Origin of the sequence: Agromyces humatus (assembly GCF_021228295.1) — a bacterium.
Classification (GTDB): domain Bacteria; phylum Actinomycetota; class Actinomycetes; order Actinomycetales; family Microbacteriaceae; genus Agromyces; species Agromyces humatus.
In genome coordinates this window covers 23,285-38,032 of sequence record NZ_JAJQPD010000014.1, presented here as the reverse complement: position 1 = coordinate 38,032, position 14,748 = coordinate 23,285, and the positions used below count along the sequence as shown (strand labels likewise).

11 protein-coding genes are annotated in these 14,748 nt (G+C 68.2%); 9 read left to right on the top strand and 2 right to left on the bottom strand.

From position 1 onward, the window contains the following. Positions 1-3 precede the first annotated feature (3 nt). Together LSF15_RS18225 and LSF15_RS18220 are read right to left on the bottom strand one after the other, a co-directional pair. Positions 4-786, bottom strand: coding sequence for a PspA/IM30 family protein (locus LSF15_RS18225; RefSeq protein WP_232499993.1), 783 nt, complete (start codon positions 784-786; stop codon positions 4-6). After that, a complete protein-coding gene (locus LSF15_RS18220; protein ID WP_232499992.1) occupies positions 783-1,442 on the bottom strand; it encodes a hypothetical protein in 660 nt (219 codons plus the stop codon). The genes LSF15_RS18225 and LSF15_RS18220 overlap by 4 nt, the downstream gene beginning before the upstream one ends. Positions 1,443-1,884: 442 nt before the next feature. Here LSF15_RS18220 and LSF15_RS18215 point away from each other — a divergent pair, with 442 nt between their 5' ends. The 9 genes from LSF15_RS18215 to LSF15_RS18175 all read left to right on the top strand — a co-directional run bounded on the left by LSF15_RS18215 (position 1,885) and on the right by LSF15_RS18175 (position 14,740). After that, positions 1,885-2,916: a FecCD family ABC transporter permease gene (locus LSF15_RS18215; RefSeq protein ID WP_232499991.1), complete on the top strand. Its 1,032-nt coding sequence runs from the start codon at positions 1,885-1,887 to the stop codon at positions 2,914-2,916. Further along, on the top strand, positions 2,913-3,728 hold the full coding sequence (locus tag LSF15_RS18210) for an ABC transporter ATP-binding protein (protein WP_232499990.1): 816 nt from the start codon (positions 2,913-2,915) through the stop codon (positions 3,726-3,728). Before LSF15_RS18215 ends, LSF15_RS18210 begins: the two co-directional genes overlap by 4 nt. Positions 3,729-3,882: 154 nt before the next feature. Further along, positions 3,883-4,818, top strand: coding sequence for an ABC transporter substrate-binding protein (locus tag LSF15_RS18205; RefSeq protein WP_232499989.1), 936 nt, complete (start codon positions 3,883-3,885; stop codon positions 4,816-4,818). Further along, positions 4,815-6,518: an ABC transporter ATP-binding protein/permease gene (locus tag LSF15_RS18200; RefSeq protein ID WP_232499988.1), complete on the top strand. Its 1,704-nt coding sequence runs from the start codon at positions 4,815-4,817 to the stop codon at positions 6,516-6,518. Before LSF15_RS18205 ends, LSF15_RS18200 begins: the two co-directional genes overlap by 4 nt. After that, positions 6,515-8,194, top strand: a complete 1,680-nt coding sequence (locus tag LSF15_RS18195) for an ABC transporter ATP-binding protein (RefSeq protein ID WP_232499987.1) — start codon at positions 6,515-6,517, stop codon at positions 8,192-8,194. The genes LSF15_RS18200 and LSF15_RS18195 overlap by 4 nt, the downstream gene beginning before the upstream one ends. Positions 8,195-8,284: 90 nt before the next feature. Further along, a complete protein-coding gene (locus LSF15_RS18190; protein ID WP_232499986.1) occupies positions 8,285-9,319 on the top strand; it encodes a permease in 1,035 nt (344 codons plus the stop codon). After that, positions 9,312-10,115, top strand: coding sequence for a TIGR03943 family putative permease subunit (locus LSF15_RS18185; RefSeq protein WP_232499985.1), 804 nt, complete (start codon positions 9,312-9,314; stop codon positions 10,113-10,115). The genes LSF15_RS18190 and LSF15_RS18185 overlap by 8 nt, the downstream gene beginning before the upstream one ends. Beyond that, a complete protein-coding gene (locus LSF15_RS18180) occupies positions 10,105-11,541 on the top strand; it encodes a hypothetical protein (RefSeq protein ID WP_232499984.1) in 1,437 nt (478 codons plus the stop codon). The genes LSF15_RS18185 and LSF15_RS18180 overlap by 11 nt, the downstream gene beginning before the upstream one ends. Positions 11,542-11,977: 436 nt before the next feature. Next, positions 11,978-14,740 (top strand): helix-turn-helix transcriptional regulator, encoded by a 2,763-nt coding sequence (locus LSF15_RS18175; RefSeq protein WP_232499983.1) that lies wholly within the window; start codon positions 11,978-11,980, stop codon positions 14,738-14,740. The last annotated feature ends 8 nt before the right edge of the window (positions 14,741-14,748 follow it).

The window sequence follows — 14,748 nt, the reverse complement described above, 5'->3', positions numbered from 1 at the left end:
ACGCTAGGCGGAAGTCGGCCCCTGTCCGATGCTCAGCCATTCGTCGCCCTCGTCCCTCGTTCCGCCGGAACGCGCCGATGCGGATGTCGTCTCGTCCTGCTTCATCGCCTGCAGCTGGCGGTCGATCTCGGCCTGCGCGCTCAGTGCCGCGAGTTGCCGTTCGATGTCGGCGTCGGGCGCGGCGGTCAGGTCTTTCAACGCACCGCTCGAGAGCAGTTCGTCGGTGGCCGCGGCGCGGGCCTGCATCTGGGCGACGCGGTCTCGTGCGCGTTCGAGGCTGGTGCCGACGTCGTCGATCGTCGCGCCGATGCCGGCGACGGCCTCGTTCGCCCGCACCTGTGCTTCGGATGCCGTGTAGGTCGCTTTGATGGTCTCCTTCTCGACGCGGAACGCCGCGATCTGCTCGGAGAGCTGTCGCTCACGTGCCTCGAGCTGCTCGGTCTGCTTCTGCAGCGACGCGAACTGCTGTTGCAGGTTCGCGACCTGGCGCTCGAGCAACGAGCGGCGCTCGAGTGCGGCACGGGCGAGGTCCTCGCGGCCCTGACTCAGCGCTTCGCTCGCCTGACCGGCAAGGCGTTGGTAGCGCGCACCCATCTCGTGGCCTTGCAGGTCGATGCGCTTCTTCGCGGTCGCGACCTCGGCCAGCGCCTGGCGCACCTGCTGCAGCAGCTTCACCTGCTGGTCGTAGCTGTCATCGAGCGTCTCGCGCGGGTCCTCCATCTTGTCGAGGGCCTTGGAGGTCTTGCTTCGGAAGATCGTTCGCATACGTGACGTGTTGTTGCTCATGATCGGGGCTCCTTGTCTCGTGCGGTTGAGGCGGTCGGTTGGCTGATGCCGGTCGGTCGGCTGATGGTCGTCGGTTGGGTGATGCCGGTCGGTGCGGCGGGTTGATCGCGTTGATTCAGGGTGCGCAACTCGTCGACGCCGGCGCGCAGCGCGACGACTTCGCGGTCGATATCGGAGCGCAGTGCGGCGAGGGTGTCGTCGGTGAGGCCTTCGAGGCCCGAAGCGACGGCCGAGCGGAGGCGGCGAACCAGGCCGGCGACCTGCTCGACGCGGTGGCCGGCGGCTGCGAGACCCGCGGTCAGCACGGCGGTGTCGATCTCGCTCTCCATCAGGCGCAGCTGAAGCTCGAGGGCGGCACCCTCGTGCTCGATGCGCCGGAAGAGCTTCGGAAGGTCACCGCGTGGTCCATCACCGCGGGCGGCGAGGTCGGCCGCCGCCCGCCCGCTGGCAAGGATCTCGTCGAGTCTGATTCGCAGCCTGAGCACCTGCCTGCGCGGCCCCGAGCTGAACTGGGCGCGGGTGCGCAGCGCCGCACCGGCGAGCGCGCGATTCCGGCGCGCGCGCTTCACGAGCGCCCGGATGACGAGCACCACCGTCGTGATCGAGATGGCGACCATGGCCAGCAGCGAGACGAGCACCCAGATGAGGACGTCCACGACGACCACCTCTCCACATTCCGAGAAGCGCTCCCGAGGTGCCCTACTGCATCGAGCACGGTCGTCGCGCCACCCAGGTCGAACACGCGATATAACGCAAACTTACGCTGACAGACGGCCGAGTGTCAGGGCATAGACGAAACTCGCAGCTTACGAGGGGCATCGAGCGGCAACGAGCCGACCCGCGGCGGTCTCGGGTGAACGAGAAGACCCCCGGCGAACACGCAGGCCGATCCGGACCTTTTTGAGTTTGATAACCATTATCGATAAGCTTCGCGAGTCCGACATCTGAGAGGCCAGAGTGGAAACGAATCCTCCATTGGAGCGCGCCGGCACACCCGTCGGGCAGGCGAGGCCGGCCACGGCTCCCGCCCGTCGTCCCGCCGGCGCAGCTCTGCCTCGTCGAGCACGGGGACCGGGACGAATCGGGCGACCGTCGGTCGTGATCCTGAGCGTCGCGCTCGGCATTGCTCTCGCCGCCCTCATCGTGGTTTCGGGCGCCGTCGGCACGGTTGAGGTGGGGGTCCTCGATGCCGCCCGCATCACACTCGGCCACCTCCTGCCGAACGCACCGTGGATGTCCGACGGCAGCCTGACGGTCCTGCAAGACCAAGCGGTCTGGCAGTTCCGGCTCCCGCGAGCGATCCTCGCCGGGCTCGCGGGCGCCGGCCTTGCCCTCGCGGGAGCCATCATGCAGGTCGTGGTACGAAATCCGCTGGCCGATCCGTACATCCTCGGTGTCTCGTCAGGCGCGAGCGTAGGGGCTGTGCTCGTCATCGTCCTCGGGTCGGCCGCAGTCGCAGGTCTGCCGCTGAGCGGCGCCGCCTTCGTCGGGGCGCTCCTCGCGAGCGCGCTGGTCGCCGTGCTGGCGCAGCAGGGTGGCCGGCTCCCGCCGACACGGATGATCCTCGCGGGCGTGGCGCTCGGAACGCTGTTCAGCGCCATCACGAGCTACCTGACGATCACCACTGACGCACAGAACGTCGTGAGTGTCGTGTTCTTCCTGCTCGGCAGCGTTTCGGCCGCGACGATGGCGAGCCTCCTGCCCCCGGCCTTGGCCATACTCCTCGCGTGCCTGATCGTCGGCACGCAGGCGCGCTCGATGAACGCGCTGCTCACCGGCGACGAGTCCGCCACCGCGCTTGGCGTTCAGGTGAATCGGCTTCGAGCGCTACTCCTCGTCGTCGCGTCACTCCTCACCGGCGCCATCGTCTCGGTGAGCGGTGGCATCGGGTTCGTCGGTCTCGTCATTCCACACGTCGCTCGAATCCTGGTCGGGTCCGATCATCGACGGATGCTCCCGGTGACCGTGCTCGGCGGTGCCGTCTTCCTCATGATCGCCGACCTGCTCGCCCGCACGGTGGCCGCGCCGACGGAGATCCCGCTCGGCATCCTCACTGCATTCGTGGGCGCGCCCTTCTTTCTGTGGCTGATGCGGCGCGGTGCGGCCTCGCGCGCGGGCTTCGACCGATGAGGGTCGATTTCGACGCGGTGAGCGTCGAGCTGGGCGGCAGGGAAGTCCTCCACCGCGTGAGCCTCTCGGTGGAATCCGGTCATTTCGTCGGGCTGCTCGGACCGAACGGGAGCGGAAAGTCCACGCTCCTGCGCACGCTCTACCGGGTGCGCACGCCGGCCGGCGGACAGGTGCGGCTCGACGAGGCGGACGTGCTTCGGATGCGTCGCCGAGAGCTCGCCCGCACGGTGTCGGTGATGCTGCAGGAGACGTCGAGCGAGTTCGATCTGACGGTCCTCGAAGTGGTGTTGCTCGGGCGTGCCCCGTACCACGGGTCGTTCGGACGTGACACGGCCGTCGACCTGCGCATCGCGCACGATGCGCTTCGGCGAGTCGGTTCGCTCGACCTCGTCGACCGCATGGTGGGCGAGCTCTCGGGTGGCCAGAAGCAGCGCGTCATGCTCGCCCGGGCGCTCGCGCAGGGGGGCCCGGTGCTCGTGCTCGACGAGCCGACGAACCACCTCGACATCGCGCACCAACTCGAGCTCATGCGCATCGTCGGCACGCTGGACTGCACCGTGATCGCGGCCCTGCACGATCTCAATCTCGCCAGTGCACACTGCGATGAGGTCGCGGTACTGAACGACGGCCGGCTCGTCGCGTTCGGCCCACCCGACGATGTGCTCACTCCCGACCTGGTGCGTGAAATCTTCGCCGTCGACGCGCGATACCTGCCCGACCCGGCCGCCGACCGTGCCGTGCTGGCCTTCGGGCACCTCGACGACATCGTGACGCCCCTGCCACGCCGCAGTGGACACCGCCCTACCGGCTGATCGGCTGCCTGCACCCGACCACACTGACCCTGTTCACCAATCACCTGGAGATCACACGATGAATGCAAATCCCCGGCGCAGTGCCGGCATCCGAGCGACGTCAGCCGTCGCCTCCGCAGCGGCCCTGGTCCTCCTCACCGGTTGCGGTACCGGCGTGTCAGGAGGCTCGGACGGCGCGGCGGCTGCCGACCAACAGCAGCTCACGATCGAGAACTGCGGCCGCGAGGTCACGATCAGCGGTGTCCCGGACGCGGTCGTCGGCATGAGCCCGTCCCAGACCGAGTTGCTCCTTCGCCTCGGCCTCGCGGATCGGATCGTCGGGCAGGCCCAAGTCGACACGACCGCTCTTCCTGCAGACATCGCGGGTGTTGCTGCAGACATCCCCGTGCTCAGCGACGCCCAGCCGCCGGCTCGTGAGGACCTGCTCGCGGTCGGACCCGATTTCGTCTACTCGCCCACCACCTACGAGTTCACCGCCGAGCAAGGTTTCGCCAGCATCGAGCAGCTCGAGGAGGCCGGCACTGCGGCGTACGTGGCGACCGGCGGATGCTTCGACCGGCGCATGGAGGGAACCGTCGACGACCTCTTCGTCGACCTCGAGAACCTCGGCCGGATCTTCCAAGTGGAGGACGAGGCGGGCAAGATGATCGACACTGCCGAAGCGGAGCTCGCCGAGGTCGCAGCGGCGCTCGATGGACTCGACAAGCCGAAGGTCGCGCAGGTCTACATCGAGGGCACCTCGTTGTCGGCGATCGGCGCCGGTATCGAGTACGACATCCTCCGGCTCGCCGGGGCCGACAATGTCTTCGGCCCGCAGGATGCCGCGTTCTCGGACTTCTTCGCCGCGCAGATCAGTCCCGAGTCCCTTGCGGCCGCGGCACCGGACGCGGTCGTTTTCGCCGCAAGAAATCCCGCACAGGAACAGGCCGCTCGCACGTACCTGACGACCACGTTCCCCGACCTCCCGGCTGTCGCCAACGACCGGCTCATCGCGATCTCGCCCGCCGACACGTTCCCCGGCACGCTCGGCAATGTGTCGGTGGTGCGCCAGATCGCCGAGCAGCTCTACCCGGAGGCGTTCGCCGGATGATCCATCGCCGCCTCCTGCAGCTCGCCGGTGCGGTGCCCGGGGCAATCGCGCTCGTCGCGTCGGCGACACTCATCGCGACACTCGCGCACGTGCTGTTCGCGCTGCAGGTGGCGGCGATCCTCGCCGCGCTCATCGCAGGGGAGGTCGACCACGTGCCCGCCGCACTCCCCTGGCTGCTCGCGACCACCGCGGCACGGGCGGCGGTCCTCTGGGTGCGCGAGGTCGTGACCGCCCGCTGCGGAATCGCGATTCGCGCACGTCTCCGTGACCGCCTCCTCTCGCAGCTGTCGGCCCTCGGGCCATCGCACCCGCTGAGCTCCCGAGCCGGCGGGGCGACAGCGGCGATCGTCGATGGCGTCGAGGGACTCGACGCCTACTACGCCAAGTACTTGCCGCAGCTCGCCGTCGTCGCGATCGTGCCAGCGACGATCGTCATCCTGGTCGCGAAGCAGGCACCAGCCGCGGGAGCCGTGCTCGCAGCATCGGCCGCCGTCGCCGTCATCGCGCCGCGATTCTGGGATGCACGCCTCCTCGCGAACGGCCGCGGCCGGTGGCAACGCTACGATCGTCTCTCGTCCGACTATCTCGAAGCCACCCAGTCGATTCCGCTGCTGCGTGCCTTCGGAGCCGGCGCGCGCGTCGGTGAGCAGCTCACCCGCCGATCCGAAGAGCTCCACGCACAAACGATGGCGCAGTTGCGAGTCTCTCTCGTCGAGAGCGGCATCAGCGCGTTCGCCGCACACGTCGGCACCGTCTCAACCGTCGTCGTCGCACTCCTCACCTTCACCGGCGGCTCCATCGACGCCGCAGCGGTCATCGCGGTGCTCCTGCTCACCCGCGAGTGCTTCCGACCCCTCACCGAACTCTCGGGACACTGGCACGCAGGCTACCTCGGCCTCACCGCAGTAGACGGCATCGACGAGCTCCTCAACGCCACTCCCGTCGTGCGTGACAACGGGAAAGACGACCGCCCCGCTGCACGCGGAGCGAGCCTGGCGTTCCGCGACGTGCACTTCACCTACCCAGACAACGGGAATGGGGTGCACGCCATCGACCTCAGGTTCGCGCCCGGATCGACAACCGCGATCGTCGGCCCGTCGGGATCGGGGAAGAGTACTCTCGCCCGCTTGCTCCTGCGCGAGTTCGACCCCGACCGCGGCGTCATCGACATCGACGGTCACGATGCGCGGGAGTACACCCTCGCGGCATTGCACCAGAGCATCGTCGTGGTGCCACAGGACACCTACCTGTTCGCCGCCTCCGTGCGAGACAACATCGCCCTGCACCGGCCGGATGCGTCGGATGCCGAGATCCGGGACGCCGCCGCGGCGGCCGACATCGACCGGTTCATCGAGACGCTCCCCGAGGGGTACGACACCCGGCTTCGTGAGGGCGGCGCCGGTCTCTCCGGCGGGCAGCGGCAACGACTTGCGATCGCGCGCGCCCTCCTCGCCCAGCCGTCGGTGCTCGTGCTCGACGAAGCCACGTCGGGACTTGACATCAGCACCGAACACCGAGTGCTCGAAGGTATCGAGCGCATGACCAAGGGATGCACGCGCATCGTCATCGCACATCGCGAGTCAGCCGCGCGCGGCGCCGGGAATATCATCCGCATGCGCGATGGGAGGGTGTCACCGGAACCGCTCCCCGTCAGCACCGAATCGATCGAGGCGTCGGTCGACCTCGGAGCCCGAGGATGACCGCAATCCGCCGGCTGCTTCCCTTCATCGCCACCCGGCCACGGCTGTTCCTCGAGACCCTCGCCTGCAACGTCGTCGTACAACTCGGGGTACTCGGAGTCGCGATCGGTCTCTCCCTCCTCATCGGCCGCATCCTGTCAGGCCAGCCCACATCGCTCCTCGGCTCGGGCGCCGTGCTTGCCGGCGCGGGAATACTCATCTCGCTTGCGACCTGGCGCGAGTCGTGGATCTCCCACGACCTGGCGTACGGGCTCATCGGAGTGCTGCGCGACCGCGTCTTCGCCGCACTCCGCGAAAGCCTTCCCGACCGACGCGACCCGCGGCACAGCGGCGACCTGGCCGCCGTCGCCCTCGCCGACGTCGACACGCTCGAATGGCTCTACGCCCACACAGTGGCCCAATCGCTCTCCGCGGTATTCATGCTCGCCGTGATGGCGGTGACCTCGCTCCTGGTGTCGCCATGGCTGTTGCTCGTCTGGCTGCCGCTACTCGTTGCCGGTGTGGCCGTGCCGTTCCTGACAGCTCGGGCCTCCGACCGGCAAGCCGCGGAGCTCACGACACGCAGTGCTGCGCTGCGCTCCGAGGTCATCGACACCATCCAAGGCATGCGCGAGCTGCGCAATGCGGGCGCACTCGGCCGGCGCCGCGCGCAATTGGCCGCGCATTCGACGGCCATGGCGGTCGCGCAATCCCGGGTCGCGTCACGCATCGGGCTCGAACGGGCCGCTTCGGACACCCTGTTCGCTCTCGCCGCGTTGGGCGCCATCACGGTCGTCATGGCGCGGATCGACACACTGCCCCCGGCGCTCACCCCACTCGCATTCACGATCTCAACGGCGGCGCTCATCCCGGCTGCGCAGATCTCCGACCTGCTCCGAAACGCCGGGGCACTGCGGGAGTCGAGCCGACGGATCTTCGAAGTCCTCGACCGATCCCCGTCGGTGGCACCCGCCACTGCCACGACCACCGCCCATCCATCACCGCACCGCGGTGCCGGACTGGAGTTTCGCGGCGTAGGCTTCCGGTACGACCCGGACCGACCACCGGTGCTCGAATCCGTATCATTCACTGTGCGGCCCGGTGAGACCGTCGCCCTCGTCGGGTCGACCGGCGCGGGCAAGACCACCTGCGCTCGACTCGCCCTGCGACTCTGGGACCCGGACACCGGCGCTGTCCTCGTCGAGGGCTACGATCTGGCCTCACTGCCCGATCATCGCTTGCGCCGACTCGTGAGCACCGTGCCGCAGGAGGCTCCCCTACTGAGCGGCACCATCGCAGGCAACCTGCGACTCGGCAACCCCGGTGCGTCGACCGAACAACTCGAACAGGCGGCCGCGCACACCGGACTCCTCGCCGACGGCGCAGGATTGCCCCACGGTCTCGAGACGCCGGTAGGGGAGCGTGGCGCCGGCTTGTCCGGAGGCCAGCGGGCCCGCGTCGCGATCGCGAGAGCGCTCGTCGTCGACCCAGTCGTCCTGATCCTCGACGAAGCAACCGCTGCACTCGATCCCGATGCCGATGCCGCGATCACTGACTTTCTCCGTGCGTCCAGCACCCGGGCGACACTCGTCGTCGCCCACCGTCCGGCCACCATCGCAGCGTGCGACCGCGTCATCGAGCTCGCCTCGGGAAGCGTGCGTTCGGCTCCCAGTGCCGAACTGCGGAGCTTCGGATAGCGCGTGTCTCTCTCACCTCCCCCATATGTGTACCCAGGTGACCACGCATACGCGCAGATACCCCCAAGGCTGCGACCTACGCTGGAGACCATGAGCCCGCCCCCAGCTCCGCTGCGACCTGCGCCACCCAAACCCTCCACCCGCCCGCGAGCTGCCGTCGGCCTCTCGCTCGGCGTCGCGCTCGTACTGTTGTTCGTCGCGATCCGAGTGCTCGCGCCCGAAGCGGTCGGCGATGTGCTCTCGAACTCGGTGCAGGACTTCTTCACCCTCTCGATCAGCGTCGTCATCGAGAGCCTGCCGTTCGTGTTCCTCGGCATCCTGCTCTCGATCGGTGTGCAGGTGTGGCTGCCCGACGGCTTCCTCCTCCGGCACCTGCCACGGAACCGGGTGGCCCGACGTGTGACCGTCTCCCTGCTTGGTGTGCTGCTGCCCGTCTGCGAATGCGGAAACGTGCCGCTCGCCCGCGGCCTCATCCTCCGCGGGCTCACGGTGGGTGAGTCGATGACGTTCCTCCTCGCCGCGCCGATCCTGAACCCGGTCACGATCATCACGACCTACCAGGCGTTCGGCTGGTCCGACGGCATCCTCGTCTCCCGCATCCTCGGCGGCTTCGTGATCGCGAACCTCATCGGCTGGATCTACAGCCGGCACCCCAGCCCGATGAGCCTCCTCACCCCGAAATTCCAGGCGAGCTGCGCGCACGCCCACGACGAGGTGCGGGCCTCGCGCACCCGGCGGAGCGTCGCCATGTTCGACAAGGAGACTTCCGCCATGCTGCCCGCGCTGTTCGTCGGCTCGGCCGTCGCGGGCCTCATCCAAGTCGCCGTCTCCCGCGACGTGCTCGTCACGCTCGGCCAGAACCCCGTGCTCTCGGTGTTCGCGCTCATGGCGCTCGCGTTCGTGGTCGCGATCTGCTCGAACGTCGACGCCTTCTTCATCCTCGCGTTCGGGTCGACCTTCATGCCGGGCGCGATCGTGGCCTTCCTCGTGTTCGGGCCGATGATCGACGTGAAGATGCTCGCGCTCATGCGCACGACCTTCACCGCCAAGACACTCGTGCAGCTCACGGTCATCGTCGGTCTCGCGAGCGCCGCCCTCGGGTTGGCGGTGAACGCCCTTGCTTAGACGACTCATCGCACGGTGGCAGGGTATCGTCCTCGCCCTCATCGGCATCGTCGCCACGGTGTGGCTGGCGCTGACCGACCAGCTCAGCCTCTACATCCACCCCGGCACGTCGTGGTTCGCGATCGTCATGGCGCTCATCGGTGCCGTGCTCGTGATCGCCGCATTCGCGCTCACCCCTCTCGAAGACGATCATCAAGTCGCGTCGGATGCTTCGCAGCCCGGCCCCGCCGTCCACCTGCACGAGCACGACCCCACGGCCCCACGCTCTGTGGGGTCGGGCACGATTCGTGCCGCGCTCGCAGCAGCGATCATCGTGGGAGCGAGCCTGGCGCTCCTCGTTCTCCCGCCGGCGACGCTGACTTCGGCGGCCGCGGCTCAGCGCAGCATCAACAGCGAGACGTCGACTCTCGACCAGGATGCCACCGCGCTCGTCGGCGGTGACACCTCGAGCTTCACGGTGAAGGACTGGGCTGTGCTGCTCGGACAGAGCCCCGATGCCGACTTCTTCGCCGGCAGGTCCATCGACTTGGTCGGATTCGTGTCGTCGTCACCTGACGACCCCGACAACGTCTTCTACGTCACGCGATTCGTGGTGACGCATTGCGCCATCGACGCACAGCCGGTGGGCGTCCCTGTCTACCTGCCGGGCTGGGCCGAGCGCTTCGAGCCCGATCAGTGGGTGACTGCATCCGGTGCCATCGTCCCGAATCCGGGATCATCGAGTGCCGAGCCGCTGCTGCTCACGCCCGACGAGATCTCGGTCACCGACCAGCCGGAGCAGCCGTATGTCTACTGATCCCGGCACGTTGTCCGACGTGCGCCGCACCGAGCGGGATCGCGGGGTGTTCCGCCGCCGAATCGTGGGCACGATCGTGGTGCTCGCGGTCGTCGCGGGCGGCTTCGCCTTCGCGAGCGTCATGCAGGGTCCGCGTCTCGAGGCAGGCCAGATCGATGCCGCGAGCGCCACGCGCCTCGCCGGCGAGCAGCTCACGCTCACGATCAACCAGCCCGTGGCGTCGATCGATGCCGAGGCCGTGGAGGTCGAACCGGTGGCATCCGTTTCCGCCGCGGCCGACGACCGCAGCATCCTCATCACCTTTGAGCGCCCACTCGATTACGCGGCGGAGTACACCGTCCGCGTCCCGAACGTCGTCGGCGCCTACCAGGGCACGCCGGCGATGCTCGAGTATCGCTTCGAGACACCCGATGAGGAGGTGTACAGTCTGCTGCGCCGCAGCGACCAGGGCGAAGACGACATCGTGCAACGCACGTCGTTCGCACACCCCGAGACCGAGGTGGTCTTCGCCGCCCCGCGCATCCAGGAGTTCGCGCGCGTCGATGACATCCTCGCGGTGGTCACGGTCGGCGAGCAAGATCGGAACGACCTGTTCCTCTCGCAAGGCGACCAACCGCAGCCCGCCGAGGTAGGCCTCCCAGATGACGCCTCGATCCGCGAGCTCGCCGCGTCGACGACGCACCCGCTCATTGGTTTCGTGCTCGATACGCCGGCACGCGACGGTGTGAAGCAGTACGAAGCGACCCTGATGACGATGGACCTGTCGGGCGCCGGTCCGGCGGAGCCCCAGCCTGTGCTCGGCCTCGACGGCGCCGCGCTGCGGGCTGCGGCGTGGGCCTTCGTGCCCGGGTCCACCTCCCTTATCGTGCAGGCCTTCGACAAGTCGCTGTTCCTCATCGACGTGCTCGGTCTGCAACCGGTGACCCCGCTCGGTGTGCACGACGAGATCCGTGGCTTCATCGCCGGCACAAGCGACCTCGTCGTCGCCGATCCTGATCGGGGCGCACTCATCGACCTCGCAGACGGCACGACCGCGACCCTGGAGCTCGCGTCCGCTGATCTGGCAGACAACGTCTACACGGGCCGCATCGCGATGCTGGACGAGTCACGCTACCTGGTCACTCTCACCATGGTCGACATCGAGGGCGGCCGCACCGTGCGGAGTTCGATGCTCGCCGAGGTCGACGCCGAGGGCGAATTGCGGCAGGTCTTTGCGCCCGCTTCCGACACGAGTTCTGTCCGCGACTACTGCGTGTCGCCGAACGGCCAGTACGTCGCCGTTGCGGTATCCGGTGAGCAGAGCCGTCCAGACAGCTACTCCCACAATCCGGGTTACACGCAGACGATGACCTCGATCGTCGAGATCGCGACCGCACGAACCGTGCTGAGCCTGCAGGGCGGATTCTCCGACTGGTGCGCCGACTGACGGACCCAGCGCAACGACGACGCGACGAGGTTCGAGACGGCGCCCGACACCGGCCGAAGACGACGAGCTCGCCCCGACGATCCGCCACGGAGCACCGCACGGGTGAGGCGCACATACGTGGTACCCGACTTCGAGCCCCGGGATGGTGAGTTGGATGATGGACAACGGGTGAAGGCGTTGCTGGTTGCTCTTGCGGCGCACGAGGCGTGGGGTTACATTCGAGAAAGCCGAGGGTTCCTCGGTTCGCTTCGAAATGGCACCATTGATCAGCCCGATACCTGGACGGCAAATGCCCGCTCGAAGGTGTCCGGAGGTGTCAGGACGGTGCCAAGTGTCAACTTCGCCGGGGGAACTCGATCGCCGACAGCCGCGGGTCGTTTCACCGCCATCTCATCTGCCGGAACCGTTCCGACGACGTCGAGCCTGAACGGTGGCAATGCATGACGAGACGGTCCTGCTTGGCCGCTCGAGGGAACGTCGAGTACTCGATCGCATGCTCGCCGACGCGCGGGAAGAGCGTGGCGCTGTCCTCGTCGTCCGCGGAGAAGCCGGCGTCGGCAAGACCGCGCTTCTGCGCTACTGCGCAGAGCAAGCAGGCGATTTCCAGATCCGTCGGACGGCGGGGGTCCAGTCGGAGATGCAACTGCCGTTCGCGTCCCTGCACCAGTTGTGTCGTCCGTTGCTCGATCACCTGCAGGCGATTCCGCATCCGCAGCGGGTCGCGCTGAGCGTCGCGCTGGGATTGGCTGACGGGGCATCGCCAGACCCATTCCTCGTGTCGCTGGCTGCGCTCAGTCTGCTCTCCGAAGCCGCGACGCAGCGACCCATCCTGTGTCTCATTGATGACGCGCAGTGGCTTGACAGCGCCTCGGGGCAGGCGCTCGCGTTCGTCGCTCGGCGCCTTCTGGCCGACTCCGTCGCGATGCTCTTCGCGGTTCGCGAGCCGGCGTCGAACCGCGACCTGACGGGCCTGCCCGAAATGAACCTTGAGGGCCTCGCCGAGGATGATGCACGGATTCTCTTGCAGATGGTGATCCCAGGACGGCTCGACCCGCAGGCTCGCGACCGGCTCCTCGCGGAGACACACGGCAACCCCCTCGCGTTGTTGGAGTTGCCGCGCAGATTGAACTCGACGCAGATGCCGGGCGTGTTCGGTCTGCGGGACGGGCAGGAACTGCCGCAGCGGATCGAGGAAGCCTTCCTCCGGCGGCTCCTCGCGCTTCCGCGCGACGCTCGCCTGCTGCTCCTGATCGCCGCGGCGGAGCCGGCGGACGACCCCATCCTTCTCTGGCGGGCCGCGGAGCGACTCGACATTCCGATGTCGGCCGCAGAGGCGACAGAGAGCGAGGGCCTCCTTGAGATCGACGACGGCGTACGGTTCCGCCACCCGCTGGTGCGCTCTGCGGTCTACCGGGCCGCGACCCCGCACGACCGCCGCGCCGCTCACCTGGCGCTCGCGGAGGCGAGCGACCCGGTCGCCGACCCCGATCGGCGAGCCTGGCACCTGGCCGCCGCCGCCATCGGCCCGGACGAGAAGGTTGCCCTGGAGTTGGAACGTTCAGCGGGCCGGGCGCGCGCACGCGGTGGCCTCTCCGCGGCGGCCGCGTTCCTGAAGCGGTCGGTCACGCTGACGAAGGACCCCACCAGGCGCGCCGGTCGCGCCCTCGCGGCCGCTCAGGCGAGCCTGCACGCGGGCGAGTTCGATTCGGCGCTGCAAGTGCTGGCAACCGCGGACTCCCCTACCCTCGACGAGTTCCAGCGCGCGCAGGTAGAACTCCTGCGCGCCCAAGTCGTCACCGCATCCGGTGCGCTGGGGGAGGCCCCGGCGCTCCTGCTCGCCGCTGCTGAACAATTGGAGCCCCTCGACCTGCCGCTGGCTCGGGAGTCCTACCTCGACGCGTGGGGTGCCGCGCTGTTCGCCGGCAAACTCGCGAATGCCAACATGCGCGAGGTCTCTGAAGTCGTTCGCTCCCGACACCTTGCCAGTGCGCAACCCCTCGCAGCTGAGTTGCTCCTGGATGGCATGTCCGTGCTGATGACCGACGGCCGTGAAGCTGCCGCGCCGACCCTGCGCAGGGCGATCGGTGCCTTCCTGGAGGAGGATCTCTCAGTCGATAAGGGGATGCGATGGAGCGTGATCGCCTCGTGTGCGTCGGTTGAGCTCTGGGATTTTGAGAGCTGGGATGCGATCATCACCCGGCAGATGCAGCTCGCCCGTGACGCGGGTGCGTTGGCGCCGCTCGCGTTCGGCCTGAACGGGAAGGCCATCACGGTCGCGTGGACCGGCGACTTCGAGGCCACAGCCAGAGTCGACGCCGAAGCAAATGCCATCACCCAGGCGACCGGCAGCCGGGTCGCCCCGTTCGGCGGGATGCTGTTCGCCGCGCTCCGCGGGCGCGTGGATGAGGCGTTCGCGCTCATGACCCGGACCACCGAGAACGCCGTCGGAAGTGGAGCCGGCTTCGCACTCCAGTGGGTGCAGTGGACGACTGCCATGCTCTGCAACGGCCTCGGTCGGTACGAGGACGCGCTGGTCGCCGCACGGCGAGCGTGGCAGGACTGGCCCGACTGGTACGTGTCCATCTGGGCTTCGTCCGAGCTGATCGAGGCTGCGGCCAGACTCGGGCAACCTGAGCTCGCAACCGAGCCGCTGCAGCGTCTCGTCGAGAGCGCAAGGGTCGGCGCCTCCGGCTGGGCGATCGGCATCGCGGAGCGATCCACCGCGCTCGTCACAGAAGGTGCCGATGCTGAACGGCACTACAAGAACGCGATCGAACATCTGCAGAGCACCCCGCTGCGTCCCGAGGTGGCACGCGCCCACCTCGTCTACGGTGAATGGCTTCGCCGCGAGCAACGGCGGGTCGATGCTCGGGAGCAGTTGCAGATCGCGTACACGATGCTGGCTGAGATGGGAGCCGAGGGGTTTGCAGAGCGAGCCAGGCACGAACTGCTGGCCACCGGCGCCAAGGTGCGCAAGCGCGCCGAGACCGAGCATCACGCGCTCACCCCGCAGGAAGCGCACGTCGCCCGGCTCGCGGCAGACGGTCACACGAATGTCGAGATCGGTGCGGAGGTCTACCTCAGCCCGCGCACTGTCGAATGGCACCTGAAGAAGGTATTCCAGAAGCTGGGCATCAGCTCGCGACGAGCGCTGCGCGAGGCTCTCCGGAAGCAGGACCACGACAACGAACTTGCTTGACCGGCCAT

What these genes read in the sequence shown, in the direction of transcription:
- LSF15_RS18210 (WP_232499990.1), top strand. Translation starts at nt 2,913, where the DNA reads ATGAGGGTCGATTTCGACGCGGTGAGCGTCGAGCTGGGCGGCAGGGAA.
- LSF15_RS18180 (WP_232499984.1), top strand. Translation starts at nt 10,105, where the DNA reads ATGTCTACTGATCCCGGCACGTTGTCCGACGTGCGCCGCACCGAGCGG.
- LSF15_RS18225 (WP_232499993.1), bottom strand. Translation starts at nt 786, where the DNA reads ATGAGCAACAACACGTCACGTATGCGAACGATCTTCCGAAGCAAGACC.
- LSF15_RS18200 (WP_232499988.1), top strand. Translation starts at nt 4,815, where the DNA reads ATGATCCATCGCCGCCTCCTGCAGCTCGCCGGTGCGGTGCCCGGGGCA.
- LSF15_RS18195 (WP_232499987.1), top strand. Translation starts at nt 6,515, where the DNA reads ATGACCGCAATCCGCCGGCTGCTTCCCTTCATCGCCACCCGGCCACGG.
- LSF15_RS18175 (WP_232499983.1), top strand. Translation starts at nt 11,978, where the DNA reads ATGCATGACGAGACGGTCCTGCTTGGCCGCTCGAGGGAACGTCGAGTA.
- LSF15_RS18190 (WP_232499986.1), top strand. Translation starts at nt 8,285, where the DNA reads ATGAGCCCGCCCCCAGCTCCGCTGCGACCTGCGCCACCCAAACCCTCC.